The sequence below is a fragment of the Streptomyces yokosukanensis genome (assembly GCF_001514035.1).
Classification (GTDB): Bacteria; Actinomycetota; Actinomycetes; order Streptomycetales; family Streptomycetaceae; genus Streptomyces; species Streptomyces yokosukanensis.
Window position 1 is genome coordinate 40,850 of the sequence record NZ_KQ948212.1, and the last position, 17,498, is coordinate 58,347.

Consider the following 17,498-nt stretch of genomic DNA (forward strand, 5'->3'; position numbering starts at 1 on the left):
CCGGGTGACCGAATTGCGGCGCGGGGGCGGCGGCCCCGGTCGAGAGTGTGGCGAGCGTCACATTCGATGGTGCGAACTTCGGGGCGCGCCCCGCATCTAGTCCGCGTCGTCCACTCCGTTTCACCGAGGAACGTTCAATGGGTTATCTGCGCGGATTCATCCCCTGGATCGTCTCCGGCGTCGTGTCGTCGTTCGACTGGCGCTGGGGCGCCCTGGGCGGTCTCGCCTCGGGGCTGCTGCTCCTGCGGCAGGACCGGCGGCGCGGCGTCGGTCTCGACGCCCTGGTCCTGGAGCTCAGCACCGTCGTGTACTTCGCCGTCGTCGGCGCCGTCTCCGTGTCCCGCCCGGACTCGGCCCTGGCGGATCACACCGATGTCATCTCCTTCGCCTGGCTGGCCGCCACCGCTTGGGGGACCCTGGCGATCCGGCGCCCCTTCACGCTCGGCATCGCCCGGCGCCAGACGCCCCCCGAGTACTGGGACATGCCGGAGTTCATCCAGGTCAACAACCGCATCACCGGCGCCTGGGGTGCCGGGTTCACCTTCATCGGCGTCAGCCTGGCTGTCTGCGGCGCGGTGAGCGCCCCGGCGTGGGCGGGGATCACCGCGCATGTCGTCGGTCTCCTCGGTCCCGCCGTCTTCACCAAGGTCCACCCCGCCCGGGCCCAGGCGCGCCTGCGGGCCCGGACGCAACTCGCCGGACGCAACTCGTCCGACACAACTCGCGCCGCACATCCTCCACTTCACGAAGGAGCAGACAGAGCATGAGCAGCACACCGCAGGCAAAGCAAGCAGGAGCGGCACGGAACGTCGTCCTCGTCCACGGCGGATTCGTCGACGGATCGGGCTGGCGCGGGGTGTACGAGCTGCTCGGCGCGGACGGCTACACCGTGAGCGTCGTACAGAACCCCACGCTCTCGCTCGCCGGCGACGTGGCCGCGACCAGGCTCGTGCTCGACGCCCAGGACGGCCCGACCGTGCTGGTCGGACACTCCTACGGCGGCGCGGTGATCACCGAAGCGGGCCATCACGAGAACGTGTCCGCGCTCGTGTACGTCACCGCGTTCGCGCCCGACAAGGGCGAGTCCGTGAACACGCTCATCGCCGACCCGCCGCCCGGAGCCCCCGTCCCGCCGATCCTGCCGCCGAGGGACGGGTTCCTCTTCCTCGACCGGGAGAAGTTCGCCGCGTCCTTCGCCGCGGACCTGCCCGCCGCCGAGGCCCGGTTCCTGGCCGACTCCCAGGTGCCCTGGGGCCTGGACGCCCTCGGCGGAACGGTCGGCCACCCCGCCTGGCGGACGAAACCCAGCTTCTATCTGGCCGCCACCGACGACCGCATGATCCCGATCGCAGCCCAGCGCGCCATGGCGGAGCGGGCCGGCGCAGCCCTGACCGAGACCGGCGGCAGCCACGCGGTGTACGTGTCCGAGCCCGCCGAGGTCGCCGCGCTCGTCAGGCGGGCCGCCGGCGCGACAAGGAAGACAGCATGACCGGCGAGACCACTCCTCCCCTGTATCTGCGGGGCCGGTTCGCCCCGGTCCCCGAGGAGCACGGCGCGGCCGACCTCACCGTGCGCGGCGCCCTGCCGCCCGAACTGGACGGCCGCTATCTGCGCAACGGCCCCAACCCGCTGCCCGGCCGGGACGAGGGCCACTGGTTCACCGGCCCCGGCATGCTCCACGGGATCCGGCTGCGCGACGGCCGCGCCGAGTGGTACCGCAACCGATGGGTGCGCACCCGCCAGTTGGAGGGGCACCCCTTCATCCGCGAGGACGCGACCGTCGACCTGGCCGCGACGTCCGCCAACACGCATGTCATCCGGCACGCCGACACCGTGCTCGCCCTGTGCGAGGCGGGCCTTCCGTACTGGGTCACCCCGGCACTGGAGACCGTCGGGCCGTACGACTTCGAGGGGCGGCTGACCACCGCCATGACCGCACACCCCAAGGAGGACCCGGAAACCGGCGAACTGCACCTGTTCGGCGCTGGGTTCGCCCCGCCGTACCTCACCTACCACCGGGTCACCGCGGCGGGGCTGCTGCTGGACAGCCGGGTGGTCGACGTGCCGGGCCCGACGATGATGCACGACTTCGCCATCACCGAGCACCACATCGTGTGGCTGGACCTGCCCGTCGTCCTCGACCCCGCCCTGGCCGGACGCGGCGGCATGCCGTACCGGTGGGACGAGGCGTACGGCGCACGGCTCGGCACCATGCCCCGCACACCCGGCAGCACCGAAGTCACCTGGTACGACGTCGATCCCTGCTACGTCTTCCACGTGGGCAACGCCTACGAGGACCCCCGGGGGCGCATCGTGCTGGACGCGGTGCGCTACGACGAGGCCGGGTTCCAGAAGGCCTGGGGAGACATCGGCGGGCCCACCGGCCCGGACGCCCTGGGCGGGGTGCGGGAACCCGGCCGGACCGACGCTCCGGCCGTTTTGCACCGCTGGACCCTGGACCCGGCCACCGGCACGGTGACCGAGGCCCGGCTCGACGACCGCGCCGCCGAGTTCCCCACGCACGACGAGCGGCGCACCGGGCGCTCCCACCGCTATCTGTACACCGTCTCCGGCGGCGGCATCGCCAAGCACGACCTCGCCCGCCGAAGCAGCCAGGTGTACGAGACACCCGGCAGCCGCTGGGCCGGCGAGGCGGTGTTCGTACCGGCGGCGGACGGCACCGGCGAGGACGAGGGCTGGCTGCTCTCGCTCGTCTCGGACGAGGAGGGCGCGGCCGGGGAACTGCTCGTCCTCGACGCCGCGCGGCTGTCCGTACAGGCCGTGGTGGAACTGCCGTACCCCGTCCCCGCCGGCTTCCACGGCAGTTGGCTGCCCGAGCGCTGACGAGCGAAAGGTGTTCTCGGATGTTTCCCGGAGAGGGCCCCCTCGACCCGAAGCGCAGGGTCTACCCTGCCCCTGTCGCCGCGGGGGACGGGGGGCACTCCCGCTCCCCGGCCGACCACGGTTCGTGACACCTCACCGCGGAGGCGCTCAGGCATGGTGCCCCTCGACCGGCCCACGGATGCCGAACTCACCCGCAGGGCCCAGTCCGGCGAGACCGGAGCCCTGGGGGTGCTGCTCGCCCGCCATCAGGCGCCGATGCGCGCGGTGGCGCTGAGCCTGCTCGGCCATGGCCCCGACGCGGACGACGCGGTGCAGGACGCCGCGCTGACCGCGCTGCGACGCATCGGCGACGTACGCGATCCCGCGGCCGTGGGGGCCTGGCTCCGGGCGATCGTGCGCAACGCCGCCCGGATGCGGCTGCGCGACACCCGCGAGTCGCCGGGCCTGGAAGGCATCGGCCAACTGCTCCTTCGCGCCGACGAGCCGGCCCAGCCCGAGCGGATCGTCGAGCAGCACGCGATGCGGGACTGGATCTGGGACGCCGTGGCGGAACTGCCGCAGCAGCTCCGGCTGGTGCTGATGCTGCGGCACTTCAGCGGCATCACCTCCTACCAGGAGATCGCCGAGGCGTGCGAGGTGCCGGTCGGCACGGTGCGCAGCCGGCTGAGCCAGGCCCGGACGAAGATGGCGCAGGTGCTGCTGTCGACCGCCACGCAGTCGCACGACGACGCGACCGCGCTCACCGAGGAGAGCAGGCACGAGGCCGTGGCGACGCTGCGGGCATCGGAACGCGGCGCCCTGCCCCGGGAGATCTCCGAACTGTGGCCGGCGGAGACCGAACTGGTCGGCATCCTCGGTCGGCCGGGGGAGCGCATCCATCCCACCCCGGTCATGGGGGAGGTCCTGGAGAAGGGGGTGCGCCAGCATCTGCGCCATGTGGTGGCCAGCCGCGACATCACCATCTGGGAGATGGACGTCACCAACCCGGTCGATGCGACCGACCCCTGCCCGCCGACCCTGGCCTGGCTCATGTTCCGCCGCGACGGACGCGTCCAAAGGCTCCGGGTGGTCTTCCCCGGGCCGAAGCGCTGAACGCCCGCTCCCGACGGCGCCCCGCGGAATCACCTTCCGCGGGGCGCGGCCGTCTCAGGCTCCCGGCGCAGGCGGCGTACGCCCCTCGAAGGTCTCCAGGATGCGTTCCGCGGCCCGGGTCGCGGTCAACCTGCCCTCCCTGACCTGCCGTTCGAGGTCCGGGGCGGCCTCGCGCACCGCCGGGTCGGCGTGCAGCCGGCCGAGGAGTTCGTCGCGGACCATCGCCCAGGTCCAGCCGACCTGCTGATCGCGCCGCTTGGCGCTCAGCCGCCCGGCGGAGTCGAGCAGCGCCCGGTGCTGCTCCAGGCGCTCCCACACCAGCTCGAGGCCGGTCGATTCACGGGCGCTGCAACTGAGCACCGGCGGACTCCAGAACGCGTCCTTGCCGTGCATCAGCCGCAGCGCGCCCGCCAGTTCGCGGGCGGCGGCCTTCGCGTCCCGCTCGTGCGGGCCGTCCGCCTTGTTGACGGCGATCACGTCGGCCAGCTCCAGGACGCCCTTCTTGATGCCCTGCAACTGGTCACCGGTGCGCGCGAGCGTGAGCAGCAGGAAGGAGTCGACCATGTCGGCGACCGCGGTCTCCGACTGGCCCACACCGACGGTCTCCACGAGGATCACGTCGTAGCCCGCCGCCTCCATCACGACCATCGACTCCCGTGTCGCCTTCGCGACCCCGCCCAGCGTGCCCGCGCTGGGGGAGGGCCGGACGAAGGCGTCCGGGTCGACCGCGAGGCGCTCCATCCGGGTCTTGTCACCCAGGATGGAGCCACCGGTACGGGTCGAGGACGGGTCGACGGCGAGGACGGCGACCCGATGGCCCAGCGAGGTCAGCAGCGTGCCGAACGCGTCGATGAACGTCGACTTGCCGACCCCCGGCACCCCGCTGATGCCGATCCGCCGCGCCCGGCCGCTGTGCGGCAGGAGCTGGGTCAGCAACTCCTGTGCCAGCGCCCGGTGTTGCGGCCGGATGGACTCCACCAGCGTGATGGCGCGGGCCACGAGGGCCCGCTTGCCGTCGAGTACGCCCTTCACATATGCGTCGAGATCGATCGCGGCCATCGCGGCTCTACAGCTCGTGGCCGAGGTCGGCCGACAGCCGCTTCACCAGGTCGTGGGCCGCGTCCGGGATCACCGTCCCGGGCGGGAACACGGCCGTGGCGCCCATCTCCAGCAGCGTCGGCACGTCCTGCGGCGGGATCACCCCGCCGACCACGATCATGATGTCCTCGCGGCCCTCCTCGGCGAGCTTCTCGCGCAGCGCCGGTACGAGGGTCAGATGGCCCGCCGCCAGCGAGGAGACGCCGACCACGTGCACGTCCGCCTCGACCGCCTGCCGGGCGACCTCCTCGGGCGTCTGGAACAGCGGGCCGACGTCGACGTCGAAGCCGAGGTCGGCGAAGGCGGTCGCGATCACCTTCTGGCCGCGGTCGTGGCCGTCCTGGCCCATCTTGGCGACGAGGATGCGCGGGCGGCGCCCCTCGGCCTCCTCGAAGGCGTCCACCAGGGCACGGGTGCGGTCCACGTTCGGGGACTGGCCTGCTTCGTTGCGGTACACGCCGGAAATCGTACGGATCTGGCTCGCGTGCCGGCCGTACACCTTCTCCAGGGCGTCGGAGATCTCACCGACGGTCGCCTTGGCGCGGGCCGCGTGGACGGCCAGCTCCAGCAGGTTCTCCGTGCCGTCGGCCGCCCGCGTGAGCGCGTCCAGCGCGTCCCGGCAGGCCTGCTCGTCCCGCTCCGCGCGCAGCCGCCGCAGCTTCTCGATCTGCTGGGCGCGCACCGAGGAGTTGTCGACCTTGAGGACCTCGATCTGCTCGTCGCTGTCCACCCGGTACTTGTTGACGCCGATCACCGGCTGCCGGCCCGAGTCGATACGGGCCTGGGTGCGGGCCGCCGCCTCCTCCACACGCAGCTTCGGGATACCGGCGTCGATGGCCTGCGCCATGCCGCCCGCCTGCTCGACCTCCTGGATGTGCGCCCAGGCCTTGCGGGCGAGGTCGTAGGTCAGCCGCTCCACGTAGGCGCTGCCGCCCCACGGGTCGATGACCCGGGTGGTGCCCGACTCCTGCTGGATGAGCAGCTGGGTGTTGCGGGCGATGCGCGCGGAGAAGTCGGTCGGCAGGGCGAGCGCCTCGTCCAGGGCGTTGGTGTGCAGCGACTGGGTGTGGCCCTGGGTCGCGGCCATCGCCTCCACGGCCGTACGCGTGACGTTGTTGAACACGTCCTGCGCGGTCAGCGACCAGCCCGAGGTCTGCGAATGGGTGCGCAGGGACAGGGACTTGGTGTTCTTCGGCTCGAACTGCGAGACCAGCTTGGCCCACAGCAGCCGCGCCGCCCGCAGCTTCGCGACCTCCATGAAGAAGTTCATGCCGATCGCCCAGAAGAACGAGAGCCGGGGCGCGAACGCGTCCACGTCCAGGCCCGCTTCCCGGCCCGCCCGGATGTACTCGACGCCGTCCGCGAGCGTGTACGCCAGCTCCAGGTCGGCCGTGGCACCGGCCTCCTGGATGTGGTAGCCGGAGATGGAGATCGAGTTGTAGCGGGGCATCCGCTGCGAGGTGTACGCGAAGATGTCGGAGATGATCCGCATCGACGGCTTCGGCGGATAGATGTAGGTGTTGCGGACCATGAACTCCTTGAGGATGTCGTTCTGGATGGTCCCGGCCAGCTTCTCGGGCGGTACGCCCTGCTCCTCCGCCGCCACGATGTACAGCGCGAGCACCGGCAGCACGGCGCCGTTCATCGTCATCGACACGGTCATCCGGTCCAGCGGGATGCCGTCGAACAGCTGCCGCATGTCGTAGATCGAGTCGATGGCCACGCCCGCCATGCCGACGTCACCGGTCACCCGCGGGTGGTCGCTGTCGTAGCCGCGGTGCGTGGGCAGGTCGAAGGCGACCGACAGGCCCTTCTGACCGGCCGCCAGATTGCGCCGGTAGAACGCGTTGGACTCCTCGGCGGTGGAGAAGCCCGCGTACTGGCGGATCGTCCAGGGCTGGTTGACGTACATCGTCGGGTAGGGGCCGCGCAGATACGGCGCGGCGCCCGGGTAGGTGCCCAGGAAGTCCAGGCCCTCCAGGTCGCGGCCGGTGTACAGCGGCTTGACCCCGATGCCCTCGGGGGTCTCCCACAGCGGCTCTTCGCCGCCGGTGGCCCGCTTGACGGCCGAGCGCCATTCCTCGGCACTGCCGTCGGCGGCCGGCGTCCCCAGCTCGATGCCGGAGAAGTCGGGGATTCCCATCAGGACACTCCCATGCGGTCGAGGGTCGCGGACAGCACATCCACGGCGTCACAGCCCGCGAAGACGTACGAGTCGATACCGGAGTAGTCGCCCCGGCCCGCCAGGAACACATGCCGGGCACCGGCCGCGCGCAGCGACTCGGCGGCCTGCTGGGCCTGTTCGGCGTACAGGGCGTCGCTGGAGCACAGCACGGCCTGTGTGGCGCCGCTGGCCTCGAAGCCGCCCTCGGTGACCGGCTCGATGCCGCCCGCCTGGAAGAGGTTGGCGGCGAAGGTGGCACGCGCGGTGTACTCGGTGGCCGAGCCCAGCGTGGCGAGGAAGACCCGCGGGCGGGCGCCGGTGGCCGAGAGATGGGCGTCGGAGCGGGCGCGCAGCGCCTCGTACCCCTCGTCGCGGCGCACCCGGGGCAGCCCGCCGGACGGCGGCTCGGGCGCTCGCACGCGCTCCACCGGCTTCTCGGCGAGCAGCGGGAACTCGCTGACGCCGGTGATGGGCTCACGGCGCTTGGCGAGCTTCTCGGAGCGCTCCGCCCAGGTCGCCGCGAGGTCGGTGCGCAGCCGGCCGGAGCGCAGCACGGCCGCCTGGCCGCCGTCGCGCTCGATCGACCGGAAGAACTCCCAGGCGGCCTGCGCGAGTTCCTCGGTGAGCCGCTCGACGTACCAGGAGCCGCCCGCCGGGTCGATGACCCGGGCCAGGTGGGACTCCTCGATGAGGATCGTGGAGGTGTTGCGGGCGATGCGGCGGGCGAACGAGTCGGGCAGGCCCAGCGCGTGGTCGAACGGCAGCACGGTGACGGAGTCGGCGCCGCCCACCCCGGCGGCCAGCGTGGCGACGGTCGTGCGGAGCATGTTCACCCACGGGTCGCGGCGGGTCATCATCACCGGCGAGGTCACCGCGTGCTGCACCTGCGCACCCGGCGCCCCGCAGACCTCGGCGACCCGGGCCCACAGCCGGCGCGCGGCGCGCAGCTTGGCGACGGTGAGGAACTGGTCGGCGGTGGCCGCGTAACGGAACTCCAGCTGGGCCGCGGCCTGTTCGGCACTCAGCCCGGCCTCGGTCAGGGCGCGCAGGTAGGCCACACCGGTGGCGAGGCAGGCACCCAGCTCCTGAGCGGCCGAGCCGCCCGCCTCGTGGTACGGAAGCGCGTCGACGGTCAGGGCGCGCAGGCCCGGGTACTGCCCGGCGCAGCGCGCGGCCAGGGCGGCGTACGGCGCGAAGTCCAGGGCCGTGCCCGTACGGGCCTCGTACCCGAGCGGGTCGCCGCCCAGATTGCCGCGTACGGCCCCCGCGTCCACGCCGGCCTCGGCGTACAGCCGCAGCAGCGTCTCGGCGGCCCGCTCGGTGTCCCGGCCCGCGTCCAGGACGACCGGCGCCAGGTCGAGGTAGACGCCCTCCAGCGCCCGGCCCAGCTCGGCGACCGGGAAGCCGCCCTCGCCCAGCACGAGCCACAGCGAGGTGCCGCCGTTCTCCAGGTCGGCGAGCACGGCGTGCTCGGTGAGGGCGGTGTGCTGCTGCCGCACGTCCCAGCCGCCCGCGGTGTTGCCCTCCGGTCGGCCGCCGCGCAGATACGGCGCGAAGCCGGGCAGGCCGGGGTCGGGCGCGCCGTCGCGCGCGGTGTAGAGGGGCCGGGTGCGCAGCCCGTCCTCCAACTTCGTGGACAGGGCGTCCTCAGCTGCCGCGCCCGAGACATCCTTGCCCGACTTGCGCAGCACACCCTCGACCAGGCGTTGCCACTGCTCGTGCGTCGTGTCAGGGAACTCGGCGGCCAGGGGGAGCCCGTCGTCAGGCAGGACCGTCATGGCTCGGATGCTAGGGCAGGGCGCTTGAGCGAGCGTGGGAATCCGCTTGTGAGGTTTCTCCACTTGCTTTTGTGATCCGCGCCGCTCAGCCGCCGGGGCCCGGCCGCTCAGTCGCCGGAGACGCCCTCGAGGTCCGGCAGCAGCGCGCCCATCGCGGCGCGTTGCTCTGTGCCCATCGAGTCGGCGAGGGCCTGCCGGACGGTCCCCGCGAGCAGGCCGGAGGTCTCGCCCAGCCGTGCGCGCGCCTTCTCGGTGAGGGCGACCTGCACGCCGCGCTTGTCGCCGCACACGGACGTGCGGGTGACGAGGCCGGCCCGCTGCAGGCAGGCGATCTGGTAGGTGAGCCGGGTCTTGGGGCGGCCGAGGAGATCGGCCACCTGGGTCATCCGCAGTCCCGTGCGGGGCTGTTCCGCCAGCAGGCACAGGATCAGGAACTCGTCGTGGGAGACGTCGAGGGTCTCCTTCACGACCGAGCGCATTCGCTGCTCCACGGCGCCCGTCGCGGCCAGCAGGATCATCCACGCGCGCAGCTCGCCGGGCAGCAGTCCGTCGCCCGCGGCGGGGCATGCGAACTGGTCGGCGGGGTGCGCGTCGCTTCCTGACATGGTTCGAGTCTACCTGTCGTCCATTTTTGGACGAGGTGGTTGTCCAAATTTGGATGAGGCGCTAGCGTGTGCCCGAACGGGGTCATCCAAATTTGGACCAAAGAATCCGGGAGTACGACCATGACCGTCGCCGTGCAGACAGGCACCTGGCAGCTCGACCAGGCCGCGTCCACCGTGGGACTGCGGCACACGACCATGTGGGGCCTGGTCACGGTGAAGGGCACGTTCACCGCGGTCAGCGGCCAGGGCGAGGTCAGGCCCGACGGGTCGGCCGCCGGCACCGTGACCCTGGACGTCGCCTCCCTGGACACGAAGAACGCCAAGCGGGACACCCACCTGCGCTCGGCCGACTTCTTCGACGCGGGCAACCACCCGGAGATCACCTTCGCCGTCGGCGGCGCCGAGCGCCTCGACGGCGACGACGTGCGCGTCACGGGTCAGCTGACGGTGCGGGGCACCAGCAGGCCCGTCACCTTCACCGCGCGCCTGACCGACGCGAGCGCCGAGGCGCTCACCCTGGACGCGGAGTTCACCGTGGACCGCGGGCAGTTCGGCATGGGCTGGAACCAACTGGGCATGATGCGCGCCCTGACCACGGTGACGGCCGGGCTGCGCTTCACGCGTACGGCGGCCTGACCGACGCACTCGGTCCTCGCGCCCCAGGGTCCTCGAACCTCGGACCCGGGGCGCGAGGACCCTTGCGTTCAGCCCTTGATGCCCAGCTCGGCCCGGCTCACGTCGATCGTGGAGAGCGTCTGCGGGGTCGCCGTGAAGGCGCGCAGCCTGATGTGGGTGTTCTTCTTCACCGGCAGCGGGAACCCGCCCTTGGGCGCCCGCAGCACGAGGGTCGCCGTGCCGTGCGCGGGGATCGTGGCCGGGCCGTGCGCCAGCGACCAGTACTTGTTCATGCCCTGGCCGGTCGTCAGCATGTAGTGCGGGGTCAGCGCGTCGCTCCCGGTGTTGGCGACCCGCACGGTCAGCGTCGACAGGGTGCGCTTGGAGCCGTGCCGGGCCGCCGTGATGTCCATCCGCAGCGGCGGCTTCCCCGTCGCGGCCAGGGTCGCGCTCACCAGCGCCGGAAGCACCAGCACCGCGACGGCCGCGGCCAGGGCGGGACGGCGGCGCCGACCCGTGAGCCACCGGGGCCGCGGCTGCCACGCCTGCGAGAAGTCCGACAGCGGCACGGTGATCGCCGCGGCCAGCCACAGCGGCGTCATCATCAGGTAGTAGCCGTCCTGGGACCGGGTCGCCAGATAGAACGCGCACCAGGGCAGCACGGTCGCGGCCGGGCCCAGCCGCCGCACGAACAGCACGAACAGCGCCAGCAGGGCCGCGGCGAGCAGCATGCTCGCGTGGCCGTACCAGTCGAGCCGGTCGCTGCCGTGGGTGAAGTACAGCGAGATGTCGACCAGGCCCTGCCCGTGCAGCACCGCGCCCTGGGTCAGCGGCAGGGCGATGCCCTGCAGCCACGGACCGGGCTCGCTCACGACGAAGTAGGCGTTGATCAGGAACCAGGTGAGGACCGCGATCCCGGTGATCCGCAGCACCACCCGTGCGGCCTCCCGCCCGCCGAGTTCACCGCGGCGTACGGCGTAGATCCCGGCCAGCAGGAAGGGGGTGACGAACCAGGGCAGTTGCTGGGCCGCGCACGCGGCGCCGAGACACACGGCCCGCGCGATCCCGGCGGCACCCAGCCGGCCCCCGGCGCCGAACCGCGGCCAGCGCACGACCACCGGCATCAGCAGCACCAGGCCGACGATCGCCGGGTAGCCCTGACGGGCGTACATCGGCAGGAAGCTGAAGCCCAGGCAGATCATCGTGGCCGCGGAGCGCCACGGGGCCGGCAGCAGCCGCCACAGCGCGACCGTGCCCACGATCAGGACGACCGTCACCGCCGCCGTCGCCGGGGCGCCGTTGTGGCCGAGCCACAGGAAGGGCGCGGTGAGCAGCGGCGCGAGCGGCGGATAGCCGTACGTGAAGTCGTAGCCGCCGGTCGTCGTCGCCGTCAGGGCGACGCCCTTGATGTGGAAGAGCCACGGCCACGGCTGGTCGTACACCTGGTGTCCATGGACGATCTCCGTGGCGGCCTGTGTGGTCAGGACCGCCTCGTCGCCGCCCGCGTGGTTCAGCGCCCAGGTGCACACGGTGAGCGCGATCGCGGTCACGAGCACGATCACGTCGAGCCGCGCCAGCGAGCGCGCCCGGCGGACCGTCAGCGTGAGCACGCCGGTCACCAGGATCGAGGCGTAACAGACGGAGATGATCCCCGCGAGGATCAGCTTGTGGGTCGCGGCCTGTGTCCACACCGTGCGCGTACCGATGAACAGGCTCACGTCGGCGAGCAGCGTCAGCACACGGTGCCACTGCGCGGGAGCTTCGGGGACCCCCGCGCGGGCGACCGGTACGGCGGACACCGCCGACTGCGTCCGCCGGCCGGGCGTCACCTGCTGTGTTTCTGCCAAGTGCACGTCACTGGACGCTAACGGTGGCCGGTGAGCGCGGCGTGGCGGCATGTGAAGAGTCCGGTATGAGGGCGGTAAGAAGCGGGCGTAATCGTACATGTGCCGCAGGTCATACCCGGCGGGTGACACCGAACCCGGTCGCGCAGTGTGTCGCGGTTGGGCCGAACGGGTGACTTGGCGTAAGAATTGGCTGGTGCAGGCATGGAGTGCGAGTCAGGTCGGGGGGAGCCGGTGAACCGCTACGACGTCACCGATGAACAGTGGGAGGGGCTCGCCCAGGTCGTGCCGCTGCGAGGCAGGGACGCCTGGCCGTCCGCGGTGAACCACCGCTCGCTGCCCGACGCCGAGACCGAGACCCGGCGCCGGTTCGTGGTCCTCAGGGTCAACGTCTTCGCGGACGCCCGCGACGTCGCCGAGACCCTGATGGCCGGCGCACCGGTCCTGCTCGACCTGTCCGGCGCGGAGACCGAGGTCGCCAAGCGGGTCCTGGACTTCAGCACGGGCGTGGTCTTCGGCCTGGGCAGCGGCATGCACCGCGTCGACCGCAATGTGTTCCTCCTCACCCCGCCCGGCACCGAGGTCAGCGGGCTGATGGAGGGCGCGGGGGTGTCGGGCGGCTGACCCGGGGCACCGACCCCGGAAGTCCCGTCCGCCCGGCGGGGGCGGGCCCTGGTGGCCTGCGCGCCCCCGCCTCGTCCCGGTCCGTCCCCCGATCGTAGGAACGCCGCGAGGGCAAAACGGTTCGTCGGGGAGGGCGGGTTCTACCGTCCCGGTATGGCCGTGCCTTCCGTGTCCGCCGGGCCTTCGCTGGGCGACGCGTCCACTGCGACCGTTCCCGCGCAGTCCCGCGAGTCCAGTGAGTCCCGCGAGTCCCCTGAGTCCAGGACGTGCCCCGATGTGCGCGCCCGGATCACCGAGCTGCGGCTGTCGGCCTTCGCCGGGCATCGGCGGGTCGGCTTTCCGCTGGGGTCCGTCACGCTGTTCGCGGGGCACAGCGGCGCGGGGAAGACGACCGCGCTCGCCGCGTACGAGGCGCTCGCCCGGCTCGGCGGCGGAGCGTCGCTCCTCGAGGCGTTCCCCGACCCGCTCGCCTGTGTGCCGCAGCGGGCACGCCCCGATGCCGGCGGGCGGCGGGGCTTCCGGATCGGATGCACGGCCGACGGCGCCGAGGGGCCGGTCCGGCTCGACATCGCCGTACAGGCCGAGCCGGACCTGCGGATCGTGGGGGAGCGGCTGACCGCGGGCGGGATCGTCCTGCTGCAGAGCGCGCTGCGCGACCCCGGACGCCGGACCGTGCAGGCCGCCTGGCACACCGCGGGCTCCGCCCCGGTGACCCGCGCCCCGCTCCCCGACGACCGCCTCGGCACCGCACTGCTGCCGCTGCGCGTGGCCGGCAAGACGGACGGACAGCGCCATGTGCTCGCCGCGGCGGAGCAGATGGTGGTCGCGCTGCGCTCGGTCTTCGCCTGCGACCCCCGCCCGGAGTGCATGCGCACTCCCGTCCCCACCGGCTCCGGCCGGCTGCTGCCCGGCTGCGACAACCTCGCCGACGTACTGTGGCGCACCCGCGCGGAGTGCGGCCGCCGGCACGGCCTGCTGGTCGAGGCGCTGCGCGCGGGTTGCGCCGGCCCGGTCGCCGACATGGTCGCCGAACCCCTGTCGGACGGCACGGTACGGGCGCTGCTCGACCGCGGCGACGGCCCGCGCACCGAACTGGCCCGGCTCGGCGACGGCGAGCTGCGCTACCTCGCCCTGACGCTGGTGCTGCTCACCGGACCCGGCGTCCTGGACCTGGACGCCCCGGGCGAGGTGCCCGACGCCCTGCGCACCCTCACCGTCCTGGCGGACGGCCTCGACCGCTGCCTCGACCCGCGCCAGCGCCGCGAACTGCTGCGCACGGCCGCCCGGATGGGCGAGCGCGGGCACATCCGGTGCGTGGGCGCGGTGAGCGACGCCTCGTGGGCCGCCGGGGTCGCGGGCGTCACAGTGGTACACCTGGACGCGTGACCGAACCCCTCGATCTGGCCCGACTCCAGCGCAGACTCGCCGAGTTCGCGGCCGCGCGGAACTGGCAGCCCTACCACACGCCCAAGAACCTCGCCGCCGCCCTCTCGGTGGAGGCATCCGAACTGGTAGAGATCTTCCAGTGGTTGACCCCCGAGGAGTCGGCCCGGGTGATGGCCGACCCCGCCGCCGCGCCCCGCGTCACGGACGAGGTCGCCGATGTCCTCGCCTATCTGCTGCAGTTCTGCGAGGTCCTCGGCATCGACCCGCTGGCCGCTCTGGACGCCAAGATCGCCCGCAACGAACGGCGGTTTCCGGTCGCCGACGCGGACGACGGGGCCGAACCCGGCCAACACCCGGAATCCTGAATTCCGTTATCACGCTCCGTAAGAAATTCTCCAGTCGAATCCGAATTGTTGTCCAGAGATTTCCGTTTACCTCTGGCTTTTCGCCCCATGGACCCTCACTCTGGGTAGTGGACAAGGGAGTTCAAGCGAAGGTCCGAAGAAGTGCGTGGAGGGACGGGGGCGACGAATGGATGCGATACGGCTCATCCTCACGAGCAGGCGAGCCCTGGCGGGTGCCGCCGACGCGGGCGAGATCATGACGGAGGTGTGGCAGGCGCAGGCCCTGGCCCAGGCGATCGGCAGCCGGCTCGCCGTCTCCGGACCGCCGGAGCTGCGCGGCGAGGCGCTCGGCCTGACCGAACTGGCCGGCCGGGGCTGCGGGGTCCTGGACCCGCCCGAGATCGACCTGGGCGATCTGCGCGCCGCCCAGCTCACCGAGCTGGACGACGCCCGCGAGACCCTGCTCTGCCTCGGCGGCCTGCTCGGCGAGGTCGGCATCGCCCTGGTCGGCATGGCCAGCTCCGCGGCCGACGAGACGACGTACTGGCAGTGCATGGAGGCCATCGACGCGGCCGACGAGTCCCGTGACCGCGTCCTGGAGATGCTGCGCAAGCTGGCGGCGCGGGAGGAGTTGTTACCGGAGAGCGGAAGCGAGAACAGCACCTCCGGCGCCGTGTGAGAACGCGCCGACCGGCACGGTCGGTACGGCACCGGCGCACATCTCAGCCCAGGTCGGCCTCTTCGGCGCCGTCCTGACCGCCGTGCAGATCAGCCAGCTCCGACAGATCTGCGTTCAACGCGGCCATCAGCTCTTCCAGCTCCTCCAGCAGGCCCTTCGGCCGGTCGGCGGAGCCAATCGTGGCGGAGCCACTCTCTTCGGACAATGACGGCCTCCTCGGCCCCCCCGGCCCGGCAGGACCGGCACGACGACGCGCGACGGCGGCCGCCGTCCGGCGCGGGCGCCGGACGGTCCGGCTCCGACGTCCCAACGATCACCGCCCTGGCCGGTCACTGGCCCGCACGGCGCCCGGCGCGCCCGGTGCGCGATTTTCACCCGACCGGGGACGCCCCCGCCGGGCGGTACCGACGCGGTTGACGCGGCGCGCGGCATGCAGGATAGGTGTATGGACCTTCGAATCTTCACCGAGCCCCAGCAGGGGGCCACCTACGACACCTTGCTCACCGTGGCGAAAGCCACCGAGGACCTCGGCTTCGACGCCTTCTTCCGTTCCGACCACTACCTCCGCATGGGCAGCGTCGACGGCCTGCCCGGACCCACGGACGCCTGGCTCACGCTGGCCGGCCTGGCCCGCGAGACCAAGCGCATCCGCCTCGGCACGCTGATGACGGCCGGCACCTTCCGGCTGCCCGGCGTGCTCGCCATCCAGGTCGCCCAGGTCGACCAGATGTCCGGCGGCCGGGTGGAGCTGGGCCTCGGCGCGGGCTGGTTCGAGGAGGAGCACAAGGCGTACGGCATCCCGTTCCCGAAGGAGAAGTTCGCCCGACTGGAGGAGCAGCTCGCGATCGTCACCGGGCTGTGGGCGACCGAGGTGGGCAAGACCTTCGACTTCCACGGCACGTACTACGACCTCACCGGGTCGCCCGCGCTGCCCAAGCCCGCCCAGGGCAAGGTCCCGGTGCTCATCGGGGGCCACGGCGCGACCCGTACGCCGCGGCTGGCCGCGACGTACGCCGACGAGTTCAACATCCCGTTCGCCTCGGTCGAGGACAGCGAGCGGCAGTTCGGCCGGGTGCGGGCCGCCGCCGAGGAGGCCGGCCGCGGTGCGGACGCGCTGACGTACTCCAACGCGCTCGTCGTCTGTGTCGGCCGGGACGACCAGGAGGTCGCCCGGCGTGCCGCCGTGATCGGCCGTGAGGTGGACGAGCTGAAGGCCAACGGCCTGGCCGGCTCCCCGGCCGAGGTCGTCGACAAGATCGGCCGGTATGCGGAGATCGGCTCCCGGCGGATCTATCTGCAGGTCCTGGACCTCGACGACCTGGACCACCTGGAGCTGATCTCGGCCCAGGTCCAGTCGCAGCTGTCGTAGGACGAACGCCTCCCGGCGGACGGAGGCGGGCTCCGCCGGACCGGTGCGGTCGACGGAGCCCGCACCGGTCGGCACCGCGGGCGATGCCGGTCCCGGTGGCGCAGCCCTCGGTGCGAAGGCTCAGCCGCGCTGGGCGAAGCCGTAGTCGAGGATCTTCGTGGCGTCCTTGAAGCGCTGGTCCGCCGAGGTGTCGGCGAGCACCGTGCCCACGACCGTGCGGGTGCCGCGGGTCGCCGCGAACACCAGGCAGAACTGAGCCTCCGGCCCGGAGCCGGTCTTCACGCCGATCGCGCCCCGGTAGGAGCCGAGCAGCTTGTTGGAGTTCTCCCACGCGGCCATGGGGTGCGTTCCGCCGCCCGGCCGGTAGGACTGCATGTCCTTGTACACCTTGGTGCCGACGACCTTCTTGAACGTCGGGATCTTCAGCGCGACCCCGGCCAGCTTCGCCAGGTCGCGCGGCGAGGCGTAGTTGTTGCCGTTGGACACCCCGTCGAAGGAATCGAAGTGGGTGTTCTTCAGGCCGAGTTCGCGCGCCTTGCCGTTCATCTCGGCGATGAACGACGCGGTCCGCCCGGCCGTCGTCGACCCGCTGCCGTAGGTGTCGGCGAGCGCGTAGGCCGCGTCGCAGCCCGACGGCAGCAGCAGCCCGTAGAGCAGGTCGCGCACCTTCATCGAGTCGCCGAGGATCAGGCGGGCGCTCGAATAGCGCAGTTGGCCCGTGGCGGGGTCGATGACGTAGTCCGTGTACTCCTTCTTGATCTTCACCTTCCGGTCGAGGTCCAGGTGCGGCTGGGACAGCACCACGAGCGCGGTCATGATCTTCGTCGTGGACCCCGTGCGCAGCCGTCCGTCCGACGCCTTGCCGAACAGCGTCTTTCCCGTGGCCGGGTTCAGCGCGTACGCGCCCTGGGCCGACACCTGCGGTGCCGTGGCCGCGCGGGCGGGTGCGGCCGCGAGGACTCCCGTGGTCAAGGCCGTGCTCGCCAGTGCCGCGACGACGGTTCTCCTGCGGGCGCGCACTCCATGGCCGTAGGTCATTGTTCCCCCTCGAGTCAG

General features: G+C 72.3%; 17 protein-coding genes. 10 read left to right on the plus strand and 7 right to left on the minus strand.

Features of this window, described 5'->3' with window-relative positions; genetic code table 11:
• The first annotated feature begins 137 nt into the window (after positions 1-137).
• The 4 genes from AQI95_RS18065 (at position 138) to AQI95_RS18080 (ending at position 3,936) form a co-directional block, all read left to right on the plus strand.
• Positions 138-767, plus strand: coding sequence for a hypothetical protein (locus AQI95_RS18065; protein ID WP_067124189.1), 630 nt, complete (start codon positions 138-140; stop codon positions 765-767).
• Positions 764-1,489, plus strand: coding sequence for an alpha/beta fold hydrolase (locus AQI95_RS18070; protein WP_067124191.1), 726 nt, complete (start codon positions 764-766; stop codon positions 1,487-1,489). The genes AQI95_RS18065 and AQI95_RS18070 overlap by 4 nt, the downstream gene beginning before the upstream one ends.
• Positions 1,486-2,844, plus strand: a complete 1,359-nt coding sequence (locus tag AQI95_RS18075; protein ID WP_067124193.1) for a carotenoid oxygenase family protein — start codon at positions 1,486-1,488, stop codon at positions 2,842-2,844. Before AQI95_RS18070 ends, AQI95_RS18075 begins: the two co-directional genes overlap by 4 nt.
• A 153-nt stretch (positions 2,845-2,997) precedes the next feature.
• Complete coding sequence (locus AQI95_RS18080) at positions 2,998-3,936, plus strand: RNA polymerase sigma factor (protein ID WP_067124195.1); 939 nt, start codon at positions 2,998-3,000, stop codon at positions 3,934-3,936.
• A 54-nt stretch (positions 3,937-3,990) separates the two neighbouring features.
• Here the strand turns inward: AQI95_RS18080 and meaB are convergent, their stop codons facing one another.
• The 4 genes from meaB to AQI95_RS18100 all read right to left on the minus strand — a co-directional run bounded on the left by meaB (position 3,991) and on the right by AQI95_RS18100 (position 9,581).
• Positions 3,991-4,995, minus strand: coding sequence for a methylmalonyl Co-A mutase-associated GTPase MeaB (gene meaB, locus AQI95_RS18085; RefSeq protein ID WP_067124196.1), 1,005 nt, complete (start codon positions 4,993-4,995; stop codon positions 3,991-3,993).
• A gap of 7 nt (positions 4,996-5,002) precedes the next feature.
• On the minus strand, positions 5,003-7,177 hold the full coding sequence (gene scpA / locus AQI95_RS18090) for a methylmalonyl-CoA mutase (RefSeq protein ID WP_067124198.1): 2,175 nt from the start codon (positions 7,175-7,177) through the stop codon (positions 5,003-5,005).
• On the minus strand, positions 7,177-8,976 hold the full coding sequence (locus AQI95_RS18095; RefSeq protein ID WP_067124200.1) for a methylmalonyl-CoA mutase family protein: 1,800 nt from the start codon (positions 8,974-8,976) through the stop codon (positions 7,177-7,179). Before AQI95_RS18095 ends, scpA begins: the two co-directional genes overlap by 1 nt.
• Before the next feature lie 107 nt (positions 8,977-9,083).
• On the minus strand, positions 9,084-9,581 hold the full coding sequence (locus tag AQI95_RS18100; RefSeq protein WP_067124203.1) for a MarR family winged helix-turn-helix transcriptional regulator: 498 nt from the start codon (positions 9,579-9,581) through the stop codon (positions 9,084-9,086).
• 120 nt (positions 9,582-9,701) lie between these two features.
• Here AQI95_RS18100 and AQI95_RS18105 point away from each other — a divergent pair, with 120 nt between their 5' ends.
• A complete protein-coding gene (locus AQI95_RS18105) occupies positions 9,702-10,217 on the plus strand; it encodes a YceI family protein (RefSeq protein ID WP_067124205.1) in 516 nt (171 codons plus the stop codon).
• Positions 10,218-10,285: 68 nt separating this feature from the next.
• On the opposite strand, the gene AQI95_RS18110 is transcribed toward AQI95_RS18105, so the two are convergent.
• Positions 10,286-11,995, minus strand: a complete 1,710-nt coding sequence (locus tag AQI95_RS18110; protein WP_067124207.1) for a hypothetical protein — start codon at positions 11,993-11,995, stop codon at positions 10,286-10,288.
• Between the two features lie 249 nt (positions 11,996-12,244).
• Here AQI95_RS18110 and AQI95_RS18115 point away from each other — a divergent pair, with 249 nt between their 5' ends.
• The 4 genes from AQI95_RS18115 to AQI95_RS18130 all read left to right on the plus strand — a co-directional run bounded on the left by AQI95_RS18115 (position 12,245) and on the right by AQI95_RS18130 (position 15,073).
• Entirely contained in the window at positions 12,245-12,664 is a 420-nt protein-coding gene (locus AQI95_RS18115) for a cell division protein SepF (protein WP_067124209.1), read from the plus strand.
• A gap of 153 nt (positions 12,665-12,817) precedes the next feature.
• Complete coding sequence (locus AQI95_RS18120; protein WP_067124211.1) at positions 12,818-14,050, plus strand: AAA family ATPase; 1,233 nt, start codon at positions 12,818-12,820, stop codon at positions 14,048-14,050.
• Positions 14,047-14,415 carry a nucleotide pyrophosphohydrolase gene (locus tag AQI95_RS18125; protein ID WP_067124213.1) on the plus strand — a complete coding sequence of 123 codons (369 nt, stop codon included), beginning with the start codon at positions 14,047-14,049 and terminating at the stop codon, positions 14,413-14,415. Before AQI95_RS18120 ends, AQI95_RS18125 begins: the two co-directional genes overlap by 4 nt.
• Before the next feature lie 166 nt (positions 14,416-14,581).
• The gene (locus tag AQI95_RS18130; RefSeq protein WP_208614207.1) at positions 14,582-15,073 is read left to right on the plus strand and encodes a DUF6099 family protein; all 492 of its coding nucleotides are present in this window, start codon (positions 14,582-14,584) and stop codon (positions 15,071-15,073) included.
• A gap of 43 nt (positions 15,074-15,116) precedes the next feature.
• Here the strand turns inward: AQI95_RS18130 and AQI95_RS47980 are convergent, their stop codons facing one another.
• Positions 15,117-15,278: a hypothetical protein gene (locus tag AQI95_RS47980; protein WP_167361948.1), complete on the minus strand. Its 162-nt coding sequence runs from the start codon at positions 15,276-15,278 to the stop codon at positions 15,117-15,119.
• Between the two features lie 240 nt (positions 15,279-15,518).
• On the opposite strand from AQI95_RS47980, the gene AQI95_RS18135 reads away from it, so the two are divergent.
• On the plus strand, positions 15,519-16,442 hold the full coding sequence (locus AQI95_RS18135; RefSeq protein WP_067124215.1) for an LLM class F420-dependent oxidoreductase: 924 nt from the start codon (positions 15,519-15,521) through the stop codon (positions 16,440-16,442).
• A 120-nt stretch (positions 16,443-16,562) separates the two neighbouring features.
• Here the strand turns inward: AQI95_RS18135 and AQI95_RS18140 are convergent, their stop codons facing one another.
• Positions 16,563-17,480 carry a D-alanyl-D-alanine carboxypeptidase family protein gene (locus AQI95_RS18140; RefSeq protein ID WP_067124217.1) on the minus strand — a complete coding sequence of 306 codons (918 nt, stop codon included), beginning with the start codon at positions 17,478-17,480 and terminating at the stop codon, positions 16,563-16,565.
• Positions 17,481-17,498: the final 18 nt, after the last annotated feature.

What these genes read in the sequence shown, in the direction of transcription:
- AQI95_RS18065 (WP_067124189.1), top strand. Translation starts at nt 138, where the DNA reads ATGGGTTATCTGCGCGGATTCATCCCCTGGATCGTCTCCGGCGTCGTG.
- meaB (WP_067124196.1), bottom strand. Translation starts at nt 4,995, where the DNA reads ATGGCCGCGATCGATCTCGACGCATATGTGAAGGGCGTACTCGACGGC.
- AQI95_RS18130 (WP_208614207.1), top strand. Translation starts at nt 14,582, where the DNA reads ATGGATGCGATACGGCTCATCCTCACGAGCAGGCGAGCCCTGGCGGGT.
- AQI95_RS18105 (WP_067124205.1), top strand. Translation starts at nt 9,702, where the DNA reads ATGACCGTCGCCGTGCAGACAGGCACCTGGCAGCTCGACCAGGCCGCG.
- AQI95_RS18095 (WP_067124200.1), bottom strand. Translation starts at nt 8,976, where the DNA reads ATGACGGTCCTGCCTGACGACGGGCTCCCCCTGGCCGCCGAGTTCCCT.
- AQI95_RS18135 (WP_067124215.1), top strand. Translation starts at nt 15,519, where the DNA reads ATGGACCTTCGAATCTTCACCGAGCCCCAGCAGGGGGCCACCTACGAC.
- scpA (WP_067124198.1), bottom strand. Translation starts at nt 7,177, where the DNA reads ATGGGAATCCCCGACTTCTCCGGCATCGAGCTGGGGACGCCGGCCGCC.
- AQI95_RS18120 (WP_067124211.1), top strand. Translation starts at nt 12,818, where the DNA reads ATGGCCGTGCCTTCCGTGTCCGCCGGGCCTTCGCTGGGCGACGCGTCC.
- AQI95_RS18115 (WP_067124209.1), top strand. Translation starts at nt 12,245, where the DNA reads ATGGAGTGCGAGTCAGGTCGGGGGGAGCCGGTGAACCGCTACGACGTC.
- AQI95_RS18080 (WP_067124195.1), top strand. Translation starts at nt 2,998, where the DNA reads ATGGTGCCCCTCGACCGGCCCACGGATGCCGAACTCACCCGCAGGGCC.
- AQI95_RS18075 (WP_067124193.1), top strand. Translation starts at nt 1,486, where the DNA reads ATGACCGGCGAGACCACTCCTCCCCTGTATCTGCGGGGCCGGTTCGCC.
- AQI95_RS18140 (WP_067124217.1), bottom strand. Translation starts at nt 17,480, where the DNA reads ATGACCTACGGCCATGGAGTGCGCGCCCGCAGGAGAACCGTCGTCGCG.
- AQI95_RS18070 (WP_067124191.1), top strand. Translation starts at nt 764, where the DNA reads ATGAGCAGCACACCGCAGGCAAAGCAAGCAGGAGCGGCACGGAACGTC.
- AQI95_RS18100 (WP_067124203.1), bottom strand. Translation starts at nt 9,581, where the DNA reads ATGTCAGGAAGCGACGCGCACCCCGCCGACCAGTTCGCATGCCCCGCC.